This window comes from Eubacterium ramulus (assembly GCF_003122485.1).
Lineage (GTDB): Bacteria > Bacillota > Clostridia > Lachnospirales > Lachnospiraceae > Eubacterium_I > Eubacterium_I ramulus_A.
The window spans coordinates 1-21,183 of sequence record NZ_JRFU01000014.1 but is presented as its reverse complement, the minus strand read 5'-3'; the positions used below and the strand labels follow the sequence as shown (position 1 = coordinate 21,183).

The window sequence follows — 21,183 nt, the reverse complement described above, 5'->3', positions numbered from 1 at the left end:
AAAAAGACGGATTAACGATCGCCTTCTTCTTTGATATCGTCGTCCTCACCAAGGATTTTTACATTTCCTGTGTATAACTCCTCAACGGCGATGGATAACGGCTTTTTGCCTGCTGCATTCGGTACAGTCGGCTCTGCGCCACCGATAATCTGGCGTGCACGTTTTGCAGATGCGATCACAATGGAATAACGGCTGTTTACAACCGGCTCCTCACCGTACTCTGCGTTGTTATTTACGACTTTCATTAATTCATTATAAGATGGATGTATCATGATAAATCTCCTTTCACAAACTGTTTTAAATCATTTTTTATTGTTTCAATGGTGTCAAGATTATGCTGCATACGCTGACGCTCTCCACGGATGATCCGGTGTACGTTCTCTACAGCGGCATCCAGTTCATCATTGATCACCAGATAATCGTATACTTCACAGCCATCGGCTTCTTCTACGGCTCTGGCAAGTCTGGAATTGATGACATCTTCTGTCTCCGTTCCACGTCCTGTCAGACGATCTTTTAAAATCTGTGCGGAAGGCGGTGTCACAAACAGTAATAATGTCTGTGGAAACTGCTCTTTAATCTTTAATGCACCCTGAATCTCAATCTCCAGAATGACATTTTTCTTTGCGTCAAGCTGTTCCTGCACATATGCTTTTGGTGTACCGTAGTAATTTTCTACATATTGTGCATATTCTAACAGTTCTCCTTTTTCAATCATAGAAAGAAATTCTTCTTTTGTCTTGAAAAAGTATTCTCTGCCATCTTCTTCGCCTTCACGCGGTCCGCGTGTGGTTGCCGATATGGATAATGCATACTCTTCCGGGTAACGTGCGATCAGTTCTTTCATGATCGTTCCTTTTCCGGAACCCGAAAATCCGGATATTACAATTAATAATCCTGAACCTGCCATGATTCAATCTCCTCTTTACAGCATTTCTTTTGTATTTTGAAATCTGCCTGCCAGTGTCTCCGGCTGAAGTGCAGATAGTATCACATGCTCACTGTCGGTCAGAATGATACTTTTGGTTCTTCTTCCCTGGGTCGCATCTATGATCCGTTCTGATTCTTTGGCCCGCTGAACGATTCGTTTTGCCGGTGCGGAGTCCGGATTAATGATGGTCACGATTTTATCTGTATTTACCACATTTCCAAAACCGATGTTGATTAATCCTGCCATACCTGCTCCTTTTATTCAATATTCTGAATCTGTTCCCGGACTTTTTCGATTTCCGTCTTTAATTCAATCGCAATGTCGGAAGTCTCCAGATCATTGGATTTGGAAAGAATCGTATTGGCTTCGCGATTCATCTCCTGTGCGATAAAATCCAGTTTTCGTCCGATGCCTTCACTTCTCTCCAATGCATTTAACATAGAAGTAATGTGGCTTTTCAGACGAACCGTTTCCTCATCGGTACAGATCTTATCGGCAAACAAAACAATCTCTGTGGATAATCTTGCCTCATCAATCTGGGTATCACCAAGCAGCTCGTTTACTTTTTCCATCAGTTTGCTGCGGTATTCCGCAATGATCTGTGGCGCACGCTGCTCTACTTTATCTACATTATCCCGCATGTGATGCAGTTTTTCAACCAGATCCTGCTTCAGATGTTCGCCCTCTGTGGTACGGGTAGCTACAAACTGTGTGCAGGCTTCACGAATTGCCTGGGACAGATCAGACCATAATTCGTCTTCATCTGCAGACTGTTCTTCCATTGTAAGCACTTCCGGATAACGGGATAAGCTGCTGACGCGGATATCATTTTCCAGGTTAAACTCGTCTGCCATCTGCTGCAGATAAGTCAGATATTCTTTTGCAATCGTGGCATTGTATTTAACTGCCAGAGTCTGTTCGGAATAGTCTTCGTAGCTGATGAACATATCTACTTTTCCGCGCTGCATATACTCTTTTAATAAAGTACGGATCGCTGATTCGAAAAAGTTCAGTTTCTTCGGCATGCGAATGTTAACATCCAGGTATCTGTGATTTACTGATTTCAGTTCCACTGTAATTTTGCGCTTCTCATTGGAAAGCTCACAGCGACCGAAACCTGTCATGCTTTTTATCATCTGTTTTGCACCTGCTTTATCTCGAATTCTTTTGTATACACATAATTACTGCTATACATAATCAATTTATTATAAAATGTTTTCTATCGGAAGTCAAATATTTCCGGCTTCCTTTTTCTTCATATCCTGAAACTGGCGTAAAACAAACCAGATTGTGATCACTGCGGCTGCCAGATCTGCGATCGGTCCTGCGTACATAACACCGTCGATGCCCATAATTAATGGGAGAATCAGGATCAGCGGCAGTAAAAACAGGATCTGTCTGGTCAGAGATACGATCATACCAAGTTTTGCCTTACCGATAGAGGTAAAGAAACCGGAAGACATCGGCTGGATGCCGTTGATAAAGGTCATAAACATAAAAATACGGAAATAACGTTCCGCAAACCGGAAATATGCTTCACTTCCTCCGCCGAACAGAGAAATGATCTGTCGCGGGAAGATCTGGAAGCAGATGAAAAATACAATACCTGCCACTACCGCTGCTGTAGCTGCTTTGCGGTAAGTTTCACGTACTCTGCTGTATTTTTCCGCACCATAGTTAAATCCGAAAATCGGCTGACACCCCTGAGAGATACCGATTCCAATCGACATAAAGATCATATTGACTTTGGAAATAATACCGGCACAGGCAATCGGAATATCTGCTCCATAGTCAGACTGTGCGCCGTATTTTCGCAAAATATTGTTCATTGTGATCTGTACGATTGCCATGGCAACCTGATTGATTCCGGAAGCCATGCCAAGTGCTGCTATTTCTTTCGCATAATTTCCCCGTGGGATCAACTGAGACTTTGTCAGTTTCATTTTGGAGAATTTCCAGAAATAGATCAAAATCATAATTCCGGAAACCACCTGTCCTAAAACGGTTGCCCATGCAGCACCTTTGATGCCCCAGTGACAGACAAAAATAAACAGCGGATCCAGAATCGTATTGATGATCGCACCAGTCAGCATACAAGCCATGGAAAAAGACGGGCTTCGATCAGCACGCACCAGATGGCATCCTCCGGTTGTCAGTGTCAGAAATGGAACACCAATGGCTGTGATCCCCGTATAATCAAGCGCATACGGCAGTACTTCCTCGGTGGCGCCAAACACATGCATCAGCGGACTTAAAAAAGCTAATGTCACGACAGTAATGATCACACCACAGATGACCAGTAACGATAATCCACATCCGGCATAATTTTTCGCTTTTTCTGTATGACCGGCACCGGATTTCAGATTAAAATTGGAGGCACTTCCGATTCCAAGCAGCAAGGCTACCGCGGTACAGATGATATTGACCGGGAATGCAATATTTGTCGCTGCATTTCCAAGCATACCAACACCCTGTCCAATAAAAATCTGATCTACGATATTATATAAGGAACTTACCATCATGCTGATGATCGCCGGAATCGTAAATTTTAAAATCAGGGAGCTGATCTTTTGAGTGGCAAGCGGATTTTGTTCTTCTACAGACATGGAAAAGCACTCCTTTCGCTTCGTTATTTGTATCTTGTTATTTCAGTCGTAAAATCATATATATTTCACTTTTTCATTTTTTACGGTTAAACATCCAATATAATAACACACCATTTCCGTTTTTTCCAGTTTTAATTTGCTTTTTTGCCAAAATCATGCTACCATTTTTTATTAGCGAATCACGCATTTTCAAATAAAAATCGTATCAAAATAATATGTAAAAATTTTATTTGCATCAAAAAAGTGATTCAGACAGTGAAGTTAGGAGGAGTTTTATGGCTCTTGATGGTATTGTAGTTGCCAGTCTGGCAAAAGAACTACAGGAAAATTTTACAAATGCAAGGTTGAGTAAGATCGCGCAGCCGGAAAAGGATGAGCTGCTTCTTACCATGAAGGGATCAAACGGTCAGAAACGTCTGCTTTTGTCTGCAAGCGCTTCTCTGCCACTGGTCTATATTTCAGATAAAAATAAACCAAGCCCGATGACCGCACCGAATTTCTGCATGCTGCTTCGAAAACATGTGGCAAATGGACGAATCACTGCGATCACGCAACCGGGAATGGAACGAATCATTGTGTTTGAGATCGAACATCTGGATGATCTTGGTGATCTCCGGCATAAAAAACTGATCATTGAGTTGATGGGAAAACACAGTAACATCATCTTTTGTGATGAAAATGACATGATCCTTGACAGTATCAAACATATTTCCGCACAGGTAAGTTCTGTCCGTGAAGTACTTCCGGGGCGCACCTATTTTATTCCGGCGCAACAGGACAAGATGAATCCATTAGAAGAAACGGCAGAACATTTTACAGAGCATGCGCTTTCCAAGCCATGCGGAGTTGCTAAAGCAATCTATACTTCTTATACTGGTATCAGTCCGTTAGCTGCGAATGAATTCTGTTATCGGGCAGATGTAGATGGTGATGCGCCATGTGCTTCTCTGAATGAAGCTCAGAAAGAAAAACTGGCAGAGGTCTTTCTGGCAGCGATGATCGATATCCGGGAAGGTCGTTTTTATCCAAATATCATCATGCATCAGGACGAACCGGTGGAATATGCGGCAATCCCGTTGACTTCCTACGCATCGGATACCGTAGTTTCCTATGATTCTATTTCGGAAGTGCTGGAAAACTATTACGCACAGCGTAGTCTCTATACCCGTATGCGCCAGAAATCCGCGGATCTGCGTCATGTAATCACAACACTGCTGGAGCGTAACCGTAAGAAATACGACCTGCAGAAAAAGCAGTTAAAAGATACAGAAAAACGGGAAAAATACAAAGTATACGGCGAACTGATCCATACGTATGGATATCAGTTAGAGGAAGGATGCAAAGGATTTGATGCGTTGAATTATTATACGAATGAGACGATTCATATTCCGTTGGATGCTACGATTTCACCACTTGACAATGCGAAAAAGTATTTTGACCGGTATGCAAAACTGAAACGCACGTATGAGGCGTTGACAGATTTGATTGAGGATACACAGCTTGAAATTGATCATCTGGATTCTATTGCTACTGCATTGGATATTGCAGAGACAGAAGCTGACTTACAGCAGATCAAGGAAGAAATGATGGAAAGCGGTTATATCAAGCACAAATATTCTAAAAAGAAAACACAGGGCAAGAGCAAACCGTATCATTACCGTTCTACCGATGGATTTGACATCTATGTCGGTAAAAACAATTTCCAGAATGATGAGCTTACCTTCAAATTTGCAGAAGGCAATGACTGGTGGTTCCATGCAAAAGGCATGCCGGGTTCTCATGTGCTTGTGAAAACAAAAACAGGTGAAATGCCGGATCGCACGTTTGAAGAAGCCGGACGTTTGGCTGCTTTTTATTCCAAAGGACGTGGTAATGAAAAAGTAGAAATTGATTATCTGCAAAAGAAAAATGTAAAAAAACCGAATAAGGCAAAACCGGGATTTGTGGTTTACTATACAAACTACTCTCTCACCATTCAACCGGATATTACAGGGCTGGAACTGGTTTCTGAATAATCTGTTTCGATTGTATATTATTCTTACAATTATGTGACTATGGTGAAATGAGCGCAAAACATTCAACATGCTAGTATGGTTGACAAATGTAGATCATGAACTGATTTTGCTCATGACATAATATTTGAAGTCAAACCTTTTTGCTTCATAAGTTAACAAAAAATGGATGTCAAGATTTCTGACATACACTGTTCAGAAAATGGCATCCATTCTTTTTGATTATTTAACTTTAAGATTATTTTTCCGGTAGATTACGATTACAGGTTTTCTTTTGTCTCTGGATTTCGTGCATATTCCTGCCGCTGCTCATCACCCCAGATCGCATGTTCATTCTTTTCATTCGTACGAATCTTGGTAGCGGTGCGGAGTTCATAGCTGAAAATTTTTCCGTCACCGACATTTCCAGTGTAAGCTGTTTTTTGGATCGTATCAATGACCTTTTCTTCCCATTTTTCAGAGGAAACTACAATCTCCAATTTAATCTTCGGCAACAGGTTGATTTCTACCTCAGAACCACGGACATAACGCTTTAATCCACGCTGGGTGCCACAACCCATGACCTGTGAAACCGTAATACCATTGACATGAATGGCATTTAATGCCTCTTTGACATCTTCGAATTTTTCTTCATTTATAATTGCTTCTACTTTGATTAACATAGATATCTCCTTTTGATTGTCCTGATTTTTTCAAAATATCATCTGATTTTCAAACTTTCACGTTTTTCAGAACATCGAATATTTTTCACATATATGTATTAATCCCAACCATTGAAGGACGGATAAGCTTTCTCACCATGTTCGGACAGATCCAGACCGATGGTTTCAGAACGGTCATCCACACGAATCTTTGTAAAGATGCGTACGATTCCGATACAAACCAATGTTCCGACTACTGCGATGGCAATTGTGATACCGATACCTGCCAGCTGTGCTAGAAACAGATGTACATCTCCGAATACAAGTCCATCCCAGCGTGCAGCACTGTTGATCGATGATTTTCCAAATAATCCGGTTGCGATACCGCCCCAGATACCACCGATACCATGGCATCCGAATGCATCTAACGCATCATCGATTTTCAGTTTCTGTTTGATCAGTTTTACGCCGAAGAAGCAGATTGGGCTGACTAATGCTCCAATGATAAATGCGGACCAGATCGGGACGAAACCTGCTCCCGGTGTGATTGCAACTAATCCAACAACTAAACCAGTGGATGCACCAACCAGTGTCGTTTTCTTATCCATGATCACATCCAGAAGCATCCAGGATAATAATGCAACTCCGGCGGAAATAGCGCTTGTCATAAACGCATGTGCGGCAAGTCCGTCTGCTTTTAAAGCACTTCCGGCATTGAATCCGAACCATCCAAACCACAGCATGGAAGCTCCCAGAACAACGAATGGAATGTTATGTACACGATAAGCAACTTTATTATATCCTTTTCTGCGTCCAAGTAAAATGGCTAATGTTAAAGCAGTGATACCGGAATTGATATGAACGACGTTTCCACCTGCGAAATCAACAGATCCGATGGCTGCCAGCAGTCCGCCTTCGCCCCATACCATATGTGCCAGCGGATAATATACAACGACTGACCACAAAGCGATAAAGAAAAATAATGCTTTAAATTTCATTCGACCAACAAGAGATCCTGTGATCAGTGCCGGTGTAATGATGGCAAACATCATCTGGAAAGCGATGTATACCAGATGTGGGATACTGTCTGCATAAGGTCCTGCCTCTGACATGTTAATGCCATGTAAGAATGCCCAGCGGAAATCTCCGATAATGCCTCCGTGGTTGCCACCAAAAGCAAGGGAATAACCAAAGGCTACCCACATTACAACGGCAAGCCCCATGATGGATACACATGCCATCATTGTGTTTACTACATTTTTTCTTCGAACCAGTCCTCCATAAAAGAATGCCAGACCTGGTGTCATAAAAAATACCAGCGCTGAGCAAATCATCATAAAAGCGGTATCTCCTGTGTTCATTTTCAAAATCCTCCTTAATAACCGGAAAATGCGACTCCATTCATTTTCCCTATTTCAACTCTCTGTGTTACCGAAAAATTATCCAGGAACACAAAAAGACGCCTGGATGAATTCATCCAGACGTCTTTGTCTTTCTGCGTCTGATTCTAGCACAGTAAAAATGTAATTGCAACACTTATTTGTGCCAGAGCCTTAAATTTTATACACAATAACAAATTTTACCCCTGCATCGTGGAAATAATCAGTAATTCTACCGCAAGCTGATCGGCCATCTGACCCGTTTTAATATTTTCATCGGTCTGTACGCTGGCACGCACGATCTCCTCTAACTGAGCCAGAGAAAAACTTTTTGCCTGTCCAAGATATTTGCGTACGGCAAATTCCGGAACACCGGCTTTTGCTGCCATTTGTTTGTTGTCAAAGCCTTTTCCCGTCATATCCCGAAGTTGCATCAGAATCTGGAAATGACGTGTCACCAGATACAAAATCCGCATGGCAGGTTCTTTGAGCATCAGCAGGTCATAATACAGATCCAGTGCTTTTTTCTGCTCCTTGCGTCCAATGGCATCTACCATATCAAAAATCTTACCATTGATCTGGTTGGCACAGATTGCTTCGACATCTGCCGCTTCAATCACGTCTTTTTCCATGGTATAGCAAAGCAGTTTTTCTAATTCCTGCGTGATCAGCTCCATATCGGTGCCGGTTTTGTCTAAGAACAGTTCCATCACCGGACGGGTGATCCGCTTGTTTTCTTTCTTTAATTTTCCAAGAATCCATTGCATCAGTACGGCATCCGTCTGACGCTTAAATTCTACCACGCTGCCAAACTTTTTGACCTGCTTATACATTTTGCCGCGCTTATCCACTTCTTCTTCCACAAAAATAAAATACGTGGTTTCCGGCAGTTCTCCCAGATATGCTGCAAGATCTTCGGGACTTTTTTTGAAAAATCCACTGTTTTCCACAAAAATCACACGCCGCTCTGCAAAAAACGGCATGGTCTCCGACAGATCGATCAGCGATGCAGGTCGGATATCTTTTCCGGAAAAGACAGAAGTGTTCATTGTATCTCCTTCTACACACAAACTGTCTCTCAGACGGTCTCTGTACTGCCGGACCAGATATGCCTCTTCGCCATATAGCAAATAAATATGTTTAAAATTTCCTGTTTTTAAATCTTCCTGTAATATTTTCATGTCTCAAAGTATAATATGATTCCGAAAAAAACACAAGGCAGGAAAGAAAAATCTCTCCCGCCATAAGTAATTATAATATTACAATTTCTCATATAGATTCAAACACAACAATACCCAGTGAATATTTCACACACGCATAATTATTCCCTGAGTATATGATTGTGAACAGCAATACATGATATTCATCAACCGCCAAGTTCTACCATACGGTAAATACATCTGCCGGCACCTTCCATGACATGCTCCGGCAGGGTAATTTCTTCGCCGCCGCAACCTTTCAGGCAATTATAAATATCCATCAATGTTGTGATCTTCATATTCATACAGGTTAATTGTACAGTCAGTGGATAAAACTGCTTCTCCGGGCATTCAAACTGTAAATGCTGTACGATGCTGTTTTCAGTACCGATAATAAACTCTTTATGATCGGATTTTTTTGCAAAATTCATGATTCCGGTAGTCGAACCGACATAGTCTGCCTGTGCAACGACTTCCTGCCGACATTCCGGGTGAACCAAAAGCAACGCGTTCGGATGCAGCTCTTTTGCTTTTCTGACGTGCTCCGGCGTTACGATCATATGACGCGGACATCCACCGGTGTAAAAAGCAAATTCTTTCTCCGGAAGCTGCTGTGCCACATAACGACCAAGGTTCGGGTCCGGAATAAATAAAATCTTATCTGCATCTAATTTTTTACAGATTTCAACAGCAGAGGATGAAGTAACACATACGTCACACTCTGTTTTCAGTTCAGAAGTGGTATTGATATAGGCAACCACTGCATGATCCGGATATTTTTGCTTTAAAGCGCGTAAAAAATCAAGGTCTAACTGCTCTGCCATCGGACATCCCGCTGCCGGATTGGCAAGCCATACCGTTTTTTCCGGACTTAAAATTTTACAGGTCTCTGCCATAAAACGGACACCGCACATAATAACGCCTTTGCAGTTACTTTTGGATGCCTGTACGCTTAAGCCATAAGAATCACCCATATAGTCAGCTACTTCCAAAATTTCCTGTCCCTGATACGCATGTGCAAGGATACAGACATCCTGCTCCTTTTTCATACGCATGATTTCCTGCTGTATTTCTGCTATTGTCATTTTATTTTCTCACTTTCTTACACAAATTCTGAATCAATCTCCTTTTTCATGGCATGACTCATTTGTAAAAATTTGTTTCTCTACGTATGTTATGAAAAGAATCGTTCACGAATCTCCCATATTAAATCGCATGTAAATGTTTCATGGAAATATCCAGAATCGGTGCAGAATGTGTCAATGCACCGCTGGAAACAAAATCAACACCGATCTCCCGGATGCGGGCAATGTTTTCTTTTGTGATATTTCCGGAACACTCTGTCTGTGCACGTCCATCGATCAGTTCTACTGCCTGACGCATAGTGTCCGGTGTCATATTATCCAACATAATAATGTCTGCACCGGCATCAACTGCCTCTTTTACCTGCTCTAAAGTCTCTACTTCAATTTCGATTTTACGGACAAACGGCGCATAAGCTTTTGCCATTTGGATAGCATTTGTAATGCTTCCGGCAGCTCCGATATGATTATCTTTTAACAAAACACCGTCCGAAAGGTTGTAACGATGATTGCAGCCACCACCAACCCGTACGGCATATTTTTCAAAAATACGACAGTTCGGCGTTGTTTTTCTTGTATCCAGTAAAGTTACTCCACTGCCTTCCAGAAGGTCTGCCACCTGACGGGTATAAGTTGCAATGCCGCTCATCCGCTGCAGATAGTTCAATGCCACACGTTCTCCGGAAAGTAATACGCGGATATCACCGGTAACCGTTCCAATCAGATCTCCCGGTTTTACGCGGTCTCCGTCTTTTACCTGAAATGTCACAACCGTTGCCGGATCCAGTAACGTAAACACGCGGGCATAGACATCCAGACCTGCCATAATGCCATCTTCTTTTGCAATCAGATCTACGGTTCCCTGCTGCGCCGTTGGCATTACCGCATTGGTAGACACATCTTCGCTTGTAATATCTTCTTGCAGTGCCAGACGGATCAGTTCGTCTGCCTGCAATTTCATCGTAATACTATTCATGACTCTTTTTCATCCTTTCGATCTCACTGCGTACTGCTTTATGGTATTCACCCAAAATAGCATCCCGGTCTTCGTATCTGCTGCAATCCAGTCTGCCCGATGCATCAAATTCCGGTTCTTCCCCAAACATAATGTCATCTGCGGCTCTCCGTGCAAATACCAGAGACTCCAGCAGAGAATTGCTTGCCAGACGGTTTTTGCCGTGTACACCGTTACAGCTTGTCTCTCCACAGGCATACAATCCCTTCATGGAGGTACGACTTCCCAGATCAACTTTGATGCCGCCCATAAAATAATGCTGCGCCGGAACAACCGGGATTGGCTCTTTGCATGGATCATATCCCTCATCCAGACAATGCTGATATATATTCGGGAAATGCTTCAGAATCGTATCCTTGCCCAGAGGACGCATATCCTCCCAGACACAATGACTGCCCTCTTTTTCCATCTGTGCAAAAATTGCTTTACTTACTGTGTCACGCGGTTGCAATTCGTCCGTAAACCGCTGACCATTTTTATCCAGCAGCAGAGCACCCTCACCACGAACGGACTCTGATACCAGAAAACGTCTTCCCGGCTTTTTTGAATACAACGTGGTTGGATGAATCTGTATGTAATCCAGATGCTCTAATACAATCTGGTGCTTCATTGCGATTCCAAGAGCGTCACCGGTAATATGTGGAAAATTGGTGGAATTCTGATACAATCCACCCAGACCACCACACGCTAAAACGACATGTTTGGCACGTACCGGGTATACCTCATTTTTTTCATCCATGATAATAATACCGCCGCACACGTTATCTTTGACGATCAGATCTACCATGGTCATATATTCACAGATTTCGATATTATCTTTCGTATTTACCTCATCTAACAAAGTCTGAGTGATCTGTTTTCCGGTCTCATCTTCATGAAACAGGATACGTGGCTGGGAATGTGCACCTTCTCTGGTAAAAGCCAGATTTCCCTGTGCATCCCTTGCAAAATCAACGTGTCTGCGTACCAGATCCCGGATAATACTGTTTGAACTGCGGATCATCAGTTCCACTGCTTTTTCATCGTTTTCAAAATGTCCCGCACGCATGGTATCCTGAAAATAATCGTTGTAATCGCCTTCTCCACGAAGCATGCAGATACCACCCTGCGCCAGAAATGAATCGGACTGATCCGCTTTCTGCTTTGTGAGTAATAATACTTTTTTTCGCTCCGGAAGATTCAATGCACAGTACAAACCAGCAGCTCCCGTACCAACTATAATGACATCATAATACTCTTTCATATTCATACTCTTATCCTCTTTCCGGGCAGCATATATTAGCATGCGATTTCCCGATTTGGCTTATAGGGAAAAAGCGTTTAAACTGACCTAATATACACTGCCCGGATTCTTTTTGTGCTTTTGCCATTATACTATCATGGTTTACAGGTGTCAAGACACCTGTTATTATATCTGTCAGGATATGTAAAAATACATAATAGTTTACACGCGACATTTGTAAAAATAATCATTTCCCGAATACATGTGATGCGTAAACTATAACAAAAATACCTACCTTTTATCTTTGATAAAATACACTTCCTTCCATTTGCCATGCTCTTTTACAACGGAAATCTGTCCGCTTTTCATCGTATATGCAATGGATGTGTCTGCCTGTTCCAACCGTTCGATTGTCTCCGATGCCGGATGCCCATATCGGTTCTTTTCTCCACAGGAAATCACAGCTACCGCTGGTCGTATAGCTTCCAGAAACGTTTCGCTGCTGGAATAAGCAGAACCATGATGTGCTGTTTTTAAAACAGTTACTGGTTGCAATAAGTTTCGTTCCACCAAAATCTGTTCCTGTTCACTGCCAAGATCCCCTGTCAACAGAACAGAAAAACCATCGGATTCATAACGCCACACCTGCGACAGCGCATTTTTCTCCGTTTCTGCTTCTTCTGCCTCTGGATACAGACAGGTCATCGTGGCATTCTGCATCGTCAAAGTGGTATTTGCCTGAACAAATACAACTTCTGTTCCGTTTTCTTTTGCCAGCGTTACCAGATGTTCCAGTGCATCATCCGCCGGTGCTGCTTTTGCCAGCAATAATCGGCGAATCGGATAGCCGGATTCTAACGCTTCTGTCAAACCGGAAATGTGATCAGCATCTGTATGTGTCACGATCCATGCATCGATCTGCCGGATACGGTGATATTTTAGAAATGGCAAGACGCGATACGTTCCCACAGCACTTTCACTGGTGCTTCCACCATCAATAAAAATATGTTTCTGCTTTCCATCAGAAATCATAATGCCGTCGCCCTGCCCCACATCCAGAAAATATATTCCAGACAGATCTTTGGGCGGCACCAACAGGCACAAGGCAAAACATGCAACACATATTCCGGCAAAAACAGATCTTATTTTAGAATAAAGATTCCACTTTTTCCCAAAATGATATACGATCACATATCCACCAAAGATTCCATAATATAAGATCAGTAATTTCATAGACGGTTGTCCTGTAATCCACAAATGTCCCGGGAGCCTGTCCGTCAGATCAATCCCGGTTTCGTAAATATTTAAAATCCAGTGGCAGAGAATCAGAATCCACTTGGAACAAACCGGTAATTTCATACCGACAACTGCGCCAAGTACTCCAAAGCCAAGCAGCCAGCCACATAACGGGATCACCAGAAGGTTTAAAAACAGTGCATACACCGGAATTTCATAATAAAACCATGCCGTCAATGGCATCAGCCATAATTGCAAAAACAGATTCAGTCGCAATCGTTTCCAAAAGTCCTGAAACCATGTCCCAACACGACCTTTTATATGATTTTTTCTCTTCTCTGATGCAGTTTGTATTGCTTTTTCTCTCTCCGATCGCAGACCGGAATATACCGTAATCGCAAGTAATGCTGTAAAAGAAAATAAAAATCCACTCTGATAAATTGCAAAGGGATTGCGAAGCAAAATGATACAAGCAGCCAGCGCCAGTCCATGGGAAGCATCGTATTTTCGCCCAAGTATTTCTGCGCCCATGATACATAGATACATGATGACTGCCCGCTGCGCGGACACACCAAAACCACTCATCATGGCAAAGTCAATCACACAGAGACTGCTAAGCAGCGCTGCACAGGGGTAAGAACGCCGACAGCGGCGGAGAAAACGGTACACACTAAATCCAAATACCGATATATGTAATCCTGAAACTGCCAGAATATGCGAAATCCCGGCTTTTCGATAGCTTTCCTTTGTCTGCGCATCCAGCTGTGCATTACTTCCCGCTACCAGCGTCGATAAAATGCCGGCATCACGCTCATTTAACTCTGTAGTATATGTTTGCATAATTTTTTGTTGTAACTGATACAGAACTTCCCGTATTGAAAAACGCGAAGGCTTTTGTACGGTAACAGTATCCGCGTAAAAACGGCAAGTAATATTCATTTGCTGATAATAAGCAGCAAAGTCAAAATTGCCTTCATTCCTTGCAGGTAAAAAAACGTCCAGTTCTCCTTCAGCGGTAAGTATTGTTCCGATAGAACAGTTGTCTTTTGTTGTATATAATAAAATATTGCCCAGAAACACGGGCGTTTGATCTGTCTCCAGATACGTTTGTTTGATTTGATATAGATATTTGTCAGATTTTTGTTCTTTTTGTGTCAGGATTCCACTGATACGAACCGATGTTTCCATGTGCTGTTCTGCCAGTGAAACCCGTTTTGTGTACTGCATTGCCTGATGCCGTGTCAATCCAAACCCGGATAGCACAGCACCTGAAAGAAGCAATGCTAATATCACGCATTCTTTTTTTGCCGGGTGCAGATAACACACTGCACCAATGCCTGCCAGAATCAAAATGGCAGGAAGTATCTGGTGCTGCGGCATTTGCCCGGCAAGTAAAATTCCCGCCGTATAAGCTGCCGCAAACAGCCAGATGTGATGCCTATTCGCCAGAATCAAGCAATCCCTCCTTCTCCTGTTTCTGTACGATCTCCACATCGTCGCCTTCTTCCGTCACAAGATCCAGATTGCGTTTATAATATTCTTTCAGGGACATCTTATCCCGATAAGTCAGGTTTGTTTTTCCGTTGACTGCGATCTGGACGGTCTTTACCGTATCCAGTTCCGTCAGTGAATCAACGATCGAATAAATGATTACATCTTCCCGAATCTCAAAATTTTGAGCTAAGAATCCTTCATCCAGATTCACCAGACACACACCATCCATAACGGATACGCTGACCAGATTTGTTCCGAACGGAATCGCTGCCTGCGCATTGGAAGAACGCGGTCCGTCTAACAGCTGCTCCATTACCAGTTTTTCAATAGAAGTATTGCTGGAGTAATAAACATGCTGCGTCTCACGTACCAGTCCGTCACCATTCTCCGAAGCAAAATACAAGGTCAGGTTCGCTTCCTGAATGTTGTTGATCTTCTCTCCCGGATTTTCCACAAAGGAATCATTGGTCAGAATGCCAACCTCTACGCCGTTCGCATCCTTCAAAGGCAGGTTATCCACATACATGGAAACGCCTTCGACGCCTTCAATCTGCATCATATTATGCACAATCGCGCCCCGGCATAAAACCTCCTCCAGCGGCGCAATCTTGCCATATTCTTTGTTAAAATACAGATAAAGCTGATGATCGGTATATTCATAACGTTCAATTTCCACTTTGTCCGATAAAATCTGCTGATAATCCACATCGTCGGTCTTTTCCGACATCTGTGTGATAAATTCTTCAATCAGTCCTTCCGTATCTGTAGCAGAAGGATCATATGGTTTGTTTACAATTTTTGTTCGCTGTTTGTTCAGATAATACATGGAATAGCCGCTGCTTTCCGCTTTTTCTTTTTTACAGGCGGTCAGCATACTGCCCATGGAGATCAGAACAAACAGTAAAATACCAAAACGTATTAATTTTCTCATGGAATCCCCCTTACCGGTTACCCTGCAATATAGGTGAGCGGAATACGAACCGTAAATGTCGTACCTTCGCCCTCCAGACTGTGAACCTTAATGGCGCCACGATGCATAATGATCGCATTTCGTGCAATGGCAAGTCCCAGACCGGTTCCGCCGATTTCTCTGGAATGTGATTTATCCACGCGGTAAAAACGCTCAAAAATACGTGTCTGTGCCTCTTTTGGAATACCAATGCCGTTATCTTCTACTGTTACAAAGAAATTCTGATGATCTGCGTTCAAAGTCACGTGTACCCATCCTTCTGCATTGTTGTATTTGATACCATTTTCAATGAGGTTTGACAGTGCAAGTGTCAGCTTCATCTCATCTACTTCTGCCACAACCGGGCGGAAACTTTCCATTACCAGCTCTACATTCTGCCGCTGTGCGATCGGTTTCAGCCGCTTCATAATACGTTCCAGAAGTTCATTGATGTTTACACTTTCGATATTGATATTTCCTGCCGCTTTATCCATTTTTACCAGAGACAGCAGATCGTTGATGATCTTGTTCTCACGGTCAATTTCCGCACCGATATCGGACATAAACTCCCGGTAAAGTTCCACCGGCGTATCCTCCTGACCGATCAGGGAATCTGCCAGTACTTTCATGGAAGTCAGCGGTGTCTTCAACTCATGAGACACATTTGATACAAATTCCTGACGGCTTTCATCCAGCGTCTGAAGACGGCGGAGCATTTCATCACAGGCATTCGATATTGTATCAGTTTCAGAATAAGAATGGACACTGATAAAGTCTGCCTCATAACCATCCTGGACATCTGTAATGGATTTCGTTAAACGCTTAAACGGTTTTACCAACGCTCCGGATACAGCAAAGGCAACGATCACTACTGCCACGCCTGCCAAAAATTGAAGCATCAGTGCGTACTGTTTTAAAATCTGCAGCGTTGCAACAATACTGTCGGTAGACACGCTGACCAGCATCACACCAATGACATTTTTGCCGGATTCATCGTTGATCGGCAGTGTCATTTCGATATAACGGTTATCAGAATCGTATTTCTGGACGGTTTCTCCCTGATATGCCTGCATGACTTCTTCGGAAAGAATCGTTTTCTGCTCATCCAGCGCATATGTATCTTTTACAATGTGAAACGCCTGATCAATCAGCATCACCCTTCCATCATAAATGGTAGAAAGCTGTTCTAACTGCGTCGTAATATTCTGTGAGGAAGTATTTTCCAGATAATTATTTGCCACGATTTGTGTTGCCAGCAGTTTTGCCTGACTGGTAATATCTACCGTGCGGGTTTCCACAGCCCGGGATTCGTAGGCAGATAAAATGCCCGCCCGCAGCGAAAAGCCGGGGGCGATGCCAAATACGATCAATAATAGAAAAATTCGAAATTTCAGACTTTTAAAATATGAGATCACTGTTTTCAATGCCATTACCTCTGCTGATCAGAATGATAATAATAGCCGACGCCCCATTTGGTGTGAACGTATTTCGGCTCACTTGGATTGGTCTCCACTTTTTCACGCAAACGACGTACATGTACGTCTACGGTACGAAAATCTCCCTGATTCGGGTTCTGATATCCCCATACAAGGTTCAGAAGTTTTTCTCTGCTGTATACTTTCTCCGGTGTCTTTACCATCAGTTCCATCAGATCAAACTCTTTTGCAGTCAGCTTGATCTCACGTCCGCTGATAAATAACCGTCTGCTCTCGCAATCCAGTCTGACGTCTCCGTCCACAATGACATTCGGATTCGTATCTACTTCCTTCTTCGCGGTACGACGCATAATCGCTTTTAAGCGGGCTTTTACTTCCAGAATGTTAAACGGTTTCGTTATGTAATCGTCTGCACCGTATTCCAGTCCCAGAATTTTGTCCATATCATCGCCTTTTGCGGTCAGCATTACGATCGGAACGGAAGAAAATTCACGAATCTGCTGGCACACCTGAAATCCATCCAGCTTCGGCAGCATAACATCCAATAGAATGATATCATAACGGTTAGCATGCGCCATTTCCAACGCTTCCTCGCCATCATAGGCACAATCCACTTCCATACCATCCTGTTCCAGACTGAACCGGATTCCTTTCACGATTAATTTTTCATCATCTACAACCAGCACTTTCCTTGCCATTTTGTCACCTCATTGCACTGTAATATTATCTTTTAACTTATCAAATGTTCCCTGTTTGATGCCATCCACTTCCATAATTCCTTCAATCGAAGCAAAGGCACCATGTTTTTCTCTGTAAGCGATGATCTGTTCTGCTCTGGTCTGTCCAATGCCCTTTAATGTCATCAGTTCTTCCGCGGATGCTGTATTAATATTCACTTTCCCGTCGGATCGGATACCACTGTTTTGTGTGGCAGCGTCTTCCTGTGTGACAGTCTCCTCTCCCTGAAAGGGAATCCGGATCATCTGCCCGTCCGTCAGCGGTTCCGCAAGATTTACAGCTTCTGTTTTCGCTGTATCCAGCATGCCACCCGCCTGCTCCACGGCTTCATAAATTCGACTGTCAACAGACACTTCATAGACACCCGGTGTTGCCACCGCGCCGCACACATAAACGTACAAAGACTCTGACACGGGTTCCGCTTCATTGACGGAATCAGCGGAAGCCTGTTCTTTCGACGTTTGTTCCGTAACAGACAGTTCGTAAGCATCCTCGGCACCATTATCCAGAAACTGATCCGGATTTGCCCCACATGCGGTCAGCATGCAGATCATACCGATGCTCACAATCATCCTTAACCATCGTTTCAATATAAAATTCACTCCTTTACCTGTCGGCAAAGAAGGTTCCCTCAAATACCTGTAACAATTTTATCAAATATTACAAATATTACAAGCCTTGTTTTTGTTATCTAAAAAATTCTTAATAATTTCTAAACAGTAAGGCAAAAGTTTTTCGCGTTAGCAAAGCGTACTTATCTATTTCGAATTCGTACACCAGTTTTACTACTTCCGCTCCCACTGAAATATAACTACGCCTGTGATTGCAATTGCCATTCCAATCAGTTTCTGCATCGACCAGTCTGCTTTCTCCGTCCCAAACCACCCAAGCAGTTCAATGACGTACGCTGTAATCATCTGAGCAACCACGATAAACAGTACTGCCTGCGCCGGACCAAGAGTATTCATACTTTTTACAACCGTCAGTGTGATAAACGCACCGATCACACCGCCCACCAGCACATATTTCGGTTGTACTTTCCAGAGTGCTGCAAAGGAGCTTCGATCTGAAATGCCCCACGCCGCCAGGCAGACTGCCAGCGCGGTAAACTGTACCCAACTGTTTGCCACCCATAGACTGCTCTGCTTTGTTACATCGGTATTAAATACACCTTGAACACTCATTAACATTCCGGATAAAATCGCAATTAAAATTCCCACCATAAGTCCCGCTTCCTTTTTACTTTACATGATATATTTGCATAAATATTCTGCGCATTCTGGCAATACGCCAATCGCTATATCAAACGAATCGTTAGAAATAATCAAAGCGCGTTATTGATATAGTTTTTTCATTTACGTCTGATATATTTTTATGCATGTATCTACTATCATGTCACGAAATAGATTTTTTATACTTGAGAACTTTTCCTTTCCGTTGAGAGCACGTATCCGCTTATGCACGCGTAAAAACAGACAGTCATGCTTTCCAAAAGAAAAACACAACTGTCTGCCTGATTTTTCAAGTCAAACGATTCAAATTGGACATATGTAAGACTTGGTGCATGATTCTGGTCAGCGTAAGCTGTCATATTCTTCTCAGAATCACTGCACTCTGCATTTGCTTAAAATGTAGCAAGAACCTCATCTAATTTCGCGATCATCTCATCCACATGCTCTTTTTCAATCACAAGTGGTGGAACAAAACGAACTACGTTAGAACCTGCCGTAATGATGATCAGACCTTTCTCCAGTGCTTTTGCAGCTACCTGACCAACCGGAATAGTCATTTCCAGTCCCTGCATGAGTCCCATACCACGGCGGTCTGTGATAAAGTCATATTTTGCAGCCAGTTCATCCAGCTTCTGCTCCAGATACGGTGCGATCTCATGTACATGGTTGATGATCTGATCTTTTTCAAAAATATCAAAAACTGCGCTGACAGCAGCTCCTACGAACGGGTTTCCACCGTAAGTGGTTCCATGATCACCAGGTGCCAGAGATTTATCTGCCACTTTCTGTGTCATCATAAATGCACCTACCGGCACGCCACAGCCAAGTGCTTTTGCAACGGTCATGATATCCGGCTTTACACCATAATTCTGCCATGCAAACATTGCTCCGGTACGTCCCATACCACACTGGATCTCATCCAGAATGAGTAAGATGTCTTTCTCATCACAGAGTGCACGCACACCTTTTAAGAACTCCGGATCAGCCGGATAAATACCACCTTCGCCCTGTACGGTTTCCATAATGATCGCACATGTTTTATCAGTGATCTGTGCTTTTACGCTCTCCAGATTGTTATACTCTGCAAAACGAATACCCGGGATCAGCGGCTCAAACGGCTCCTGATAATGTTTTGTTCCGGTAACAGATAACGCACCAAGACTTCTTCCGTGGAAAGAATGCTGCATTGCGATCACTTCGTGACCTGCATGTCCATCTCTGGTATAAGCATATTTTTTTGCTGCTTTTAATGCACCCTCGATAGCCTCTGTACCACTGTTGGTAAAGAAAATACGATCCATATCTGCGGCAGCCAGTGCTTTTTCAGCTGCTTCCATGGTTGGTACATTATAATATAAATTAGAAGTATGTAATAATTTATCTACCTGATTTTTCAGAGCATCATTGTACTCTTTTTTGCCATATCCAAAGGCGCAAACGGCGATACCAGCCGCAAAATCAAGATACTGTTTATTGTCTGTATCATACAGATAAACGCCCTCGCCGTGATCTAAAACAACCGGGAAACGATTGTAAGTATGAAGCAGCGCCTGCTCTGCATGGTCAATATAATTCTGTTTATTCATGGTCAAATCTTGCCTCCTCATCTCCAAGGATCGCTGTACCGATTCCTTTGTTTGTGAAAATTTCCAGTAACAGGCAGTGAGCCATACGTCCGTCTAAGATATGAACTCTGGAAACACCGTTTTCTACTGCATGGATGCAGTTATTTAATTTCGGAAGCATACCGCCAACGACATAACCGCTGTCAAGCAGGTCTTTTGCTTCAGAAACTGTCAGTTCAGAAATCAGTGTAGACGGATCTTTCGGATCACGGTAAACACCTTCGATGTCTGTTAAAAATGCAAGTTTTTCCGCATGAACTGCTGTTGCAATCGCACATGCCGCATCATCTGCATTAATATTATAAGTTTGATAATCATCATCCAGACCGATTGGGCATACGATTGGAAGAAAATCTTTCTCTAACAGATCAAATAAGATCTTTGGA

At 42.9% G+C, this 21,183-nt stretch carries 19 protein-coding genes and 1 pseudogene; 1 reads left to right on the top strand and 19 read right to left on the bottom strand.

What is annotated here, in order from left to right; all coding sequences use genetic code 11:
• Positions 1-11: 11 nt before the first annotated feature.
• The 5 genes from rpoZ to LG34_RS01660 all read right to left on the bottom strand — a co-directional run bounded on the left by rpoZ (position 12) and on the right by LG34_RS01660 (position 3,537).
• On the bottom strand, positions 12-272 hold the full coding sequence (gene rpoZ / locus LG34_RS01680) for a DNA-directed RNA polymerase subunit omega (RefSeq protein WP_109214588.1): 261 nt from the start codon (positions 270-272) through the stop codon (positions 12-14).
• Complete coding sequence (gmk, locus tag LG34_RS01675) at positions 269-910, bottom strand: guanylate kinase (protein ID WP_109214587.1); 642 nt, start codon at positions 908-910, stop codon at positions 269-271. The genes rpoZ and gmk overlap by 4 nt, the downstream gene beginning before the upstream one ends.
• Positions 911-925: 15 nt before the next feature.
• Positions 926-1,177: a DUF370 domain-containing protein gene (locus LG34_RS01670; protein ID WP_109214586.1), complete on the bottom strand. Its 252-nt coding sequence runs from the start codon at positions 1,175-1,177 to the stop codon at positions 926-928.
• Positions 1,178-1,188: 11 nt separating this feature from the next.
• A complete protein-coding gene (locus tag LG34_RS01665) occupies positions 1,189-2,067 on the bottom strand; it encodes a YicC/YloC family endoribonuclease (protein WP_109214585.1) in 879 nt (292 codons plus the stop codon).
• A gap of 93 nt (positions 2,068-2,160) precedes the next feature.
• Entirely contained in the window at positions 2,161-3,537 is a 1,377-nt protein-coding gene (locus tag LG34_RS01660; protein ID WP_109214584.1) for an MATE family efflux transporter, read from the bottom strand.
• Positions 3,538-3,812: 275 nt separating this feature from the next.
• Between LG34_RS01660 and LG34_RS01655 the strand changes: the two genes are divergently transcribed.
• The gene (locus LG34_RS01655; protein WP_109214583.1) at positions 3,813-5,552 is read left to right on the top strand and encodes an Rqc2 family fibronectin-binding protein; all 1,740 of its coding nucleotides are present in this window, start codon (positions 3,813-3,815) and stop codon (positions 5,550-5,552) included.
• A gap of 257 nt (positions 5,553-5,809) precedes the next feature.
• Here the strand turns inward: LG34_RS01655 and LG34_RS01650 are convergent, their stop codons facing one another.
• The 14 genes and pseudogenes from LG34_RS01650 to LG34_RS01585 all read right to left on the bottom strand — a co-directional run.
• A complete protein-coding gene (locus LG34_RS01650; RefSeq protein ID WP_109214582.1) occupies positions 5,810-6,211 on the bottom strand; it encodes a P-II family nitrogen regulator in 402 nt (133 codons plus the stop codon).
• A gap of 98 nt (positions 6,212-6,309) precedes the next feature.
• Complete coding sequence (locus LG34_RS01645; protein ID WP_109214581.1) at positions 6,310-7,551, bottom strand: ammonium transporter; 1,242 nt, start codon at positions 7,549-7,551, stop codon at positions 6,310-6,312.
• A 218-nt stretch (positions 7,552-7,769) separates the two neighbouring features.
• Complete coding sequence (gene holA, locus LG34_RS01640) at positions 7,770-8,750, bottom strand: DNA polymerase III subunit delta (protein WP_109214580.1); 981 nt, start codon at positions 8,748-8,750, stop codon at positions 7,770-7,772.
• A gap of 185 nt (positions 8,751-8,935) precedes the next feature.
• The gene (gene nadA / locus LG34_RS01635) at positions 8,936-9,853 is read right to left on the bottom strand and encodes a quinolinate synthase NadA (protein WP_109214579.1); all 918 of its coding nucleotides are present in this window, start codon (positions 9,851-9,853) and stop codon (positions 8,936-8,938) included.
• Between the two features lie 121 nt (positions 9,854-9,974).
• A complete protein-coding gene (gene nadC, locus LG34_RS01630) occupies positions 9,975-10,826 on the bottom strand; it encodes a carboxylating nicotinate-nucleotide diphosphorylase (protein WP_109214578.1) in 852 nt (283 codons plus the stop codon).
• Positions 10,819-12,114 (bottom strand): L-aspartate oxidase, encoded by a 1,296-nt coding sequence (locus LG34_RS01625; RefSeq protein ID WP_333491030.1) that lies wholly within the window; start codon positions 12,112-12,114, stop codon positions 10,819-10,821. Before LG34_RS01625 ends, nadC begins: the two co-directional genes overlap by 8 nt.
• Before the next feature lie 264 nt (positions 12,115-12,378).
• Positions 12,379-14,778, bottom strand: a complete 2,400-nt coding sequence (locus LG34_RS01620) for a DNA internalization-related competence protein ComEC/Rec2 (RefSeq protein ID WP_181369249.1) — start codon at positions 14,776-14,778, stop codon at positions 12,379-12,381.
• On the bottom strand, positions 14,762-15,748 hold the full coding sequence (locus LG34_RS01615) for a GerMN domain-containing protein (protein WP_109214576.1): 987 nt from the start codon (positions 15,746-15,748) through the stop codon (positions 14,762-14,764). Before LG34_RS01615 ends, LG34_RS01620 begins: the two co-directional genes overlap by 17 nt.
• 17 nt (positions 15,749-15,765) lie before the next feature.
• A complete protein-coding gene (locus LG34_RS01610) occupies positions 15,766-17,196 on the bottom strand; it encodes a sensor histidine kinase (protein WP_109214575.1) in 1,431 nt (476 codons plus the stop codon).
• Positions 17,196-17,900: a response regulator transcription factor gene (locus tag LG34_RS01605; RefSeq protein WP_109214574.1), complete on the bottom strand. Its 705-nt coding sequence runs from the start codon at positions 17,898-17,900 to the stop codon at positions 17,196-17,198. Before LG34_RS01605 ends, LG34_RS01610 begins: the two co-directional genes overlap by 1 nt.
• Before the next feature lie 9 nt (positions 17,901-17,909).
• On the bottom strand, positions 17,910-18,530 hold the full coding sequence (locus tag LG34_RS01600) for a helix-hairpin-helix domain-containing protein (protein ID WP_146190165.1): 621 nt from the start codon (positions 18,528-18,530) through the stop codon (positions 17,910-17,912).
• 195 nt (positions 18,531-18,725) lie between these two features.
• Positions 18,726-19,163 (bottom strand): DMT family transporter, encoded by a 438-nt coding sequence (locus tag LG34_RS01595; protein WP_109214572.1) that lies wholly within the window; start codon positions 19,161-19,163, stop codon positions 18,726-18,728.
• A 401-nt stretch (positions 19,164-19,564) separates the two neighbouring features.
• Positions 19,565-20,758, bottom strand: coding sequence for an aspartate aminotransferase family protein (locus tag LG34_RS01590; protein WP_109214571.1), 1,194 nt, complete (start codon positions 20,756-20,758; stop codon positions 19,565-19,567).
• Positions 20,751-21,183 (bottom strand): annotated as a pseudogene (locus tag LG34_RS01585) (acetylglutamate kinase); the annotation flags it as partial. The gene LG34_RS01590 and the pseudogene LG34_RS01585, both read right to left, overlap by 8 nt.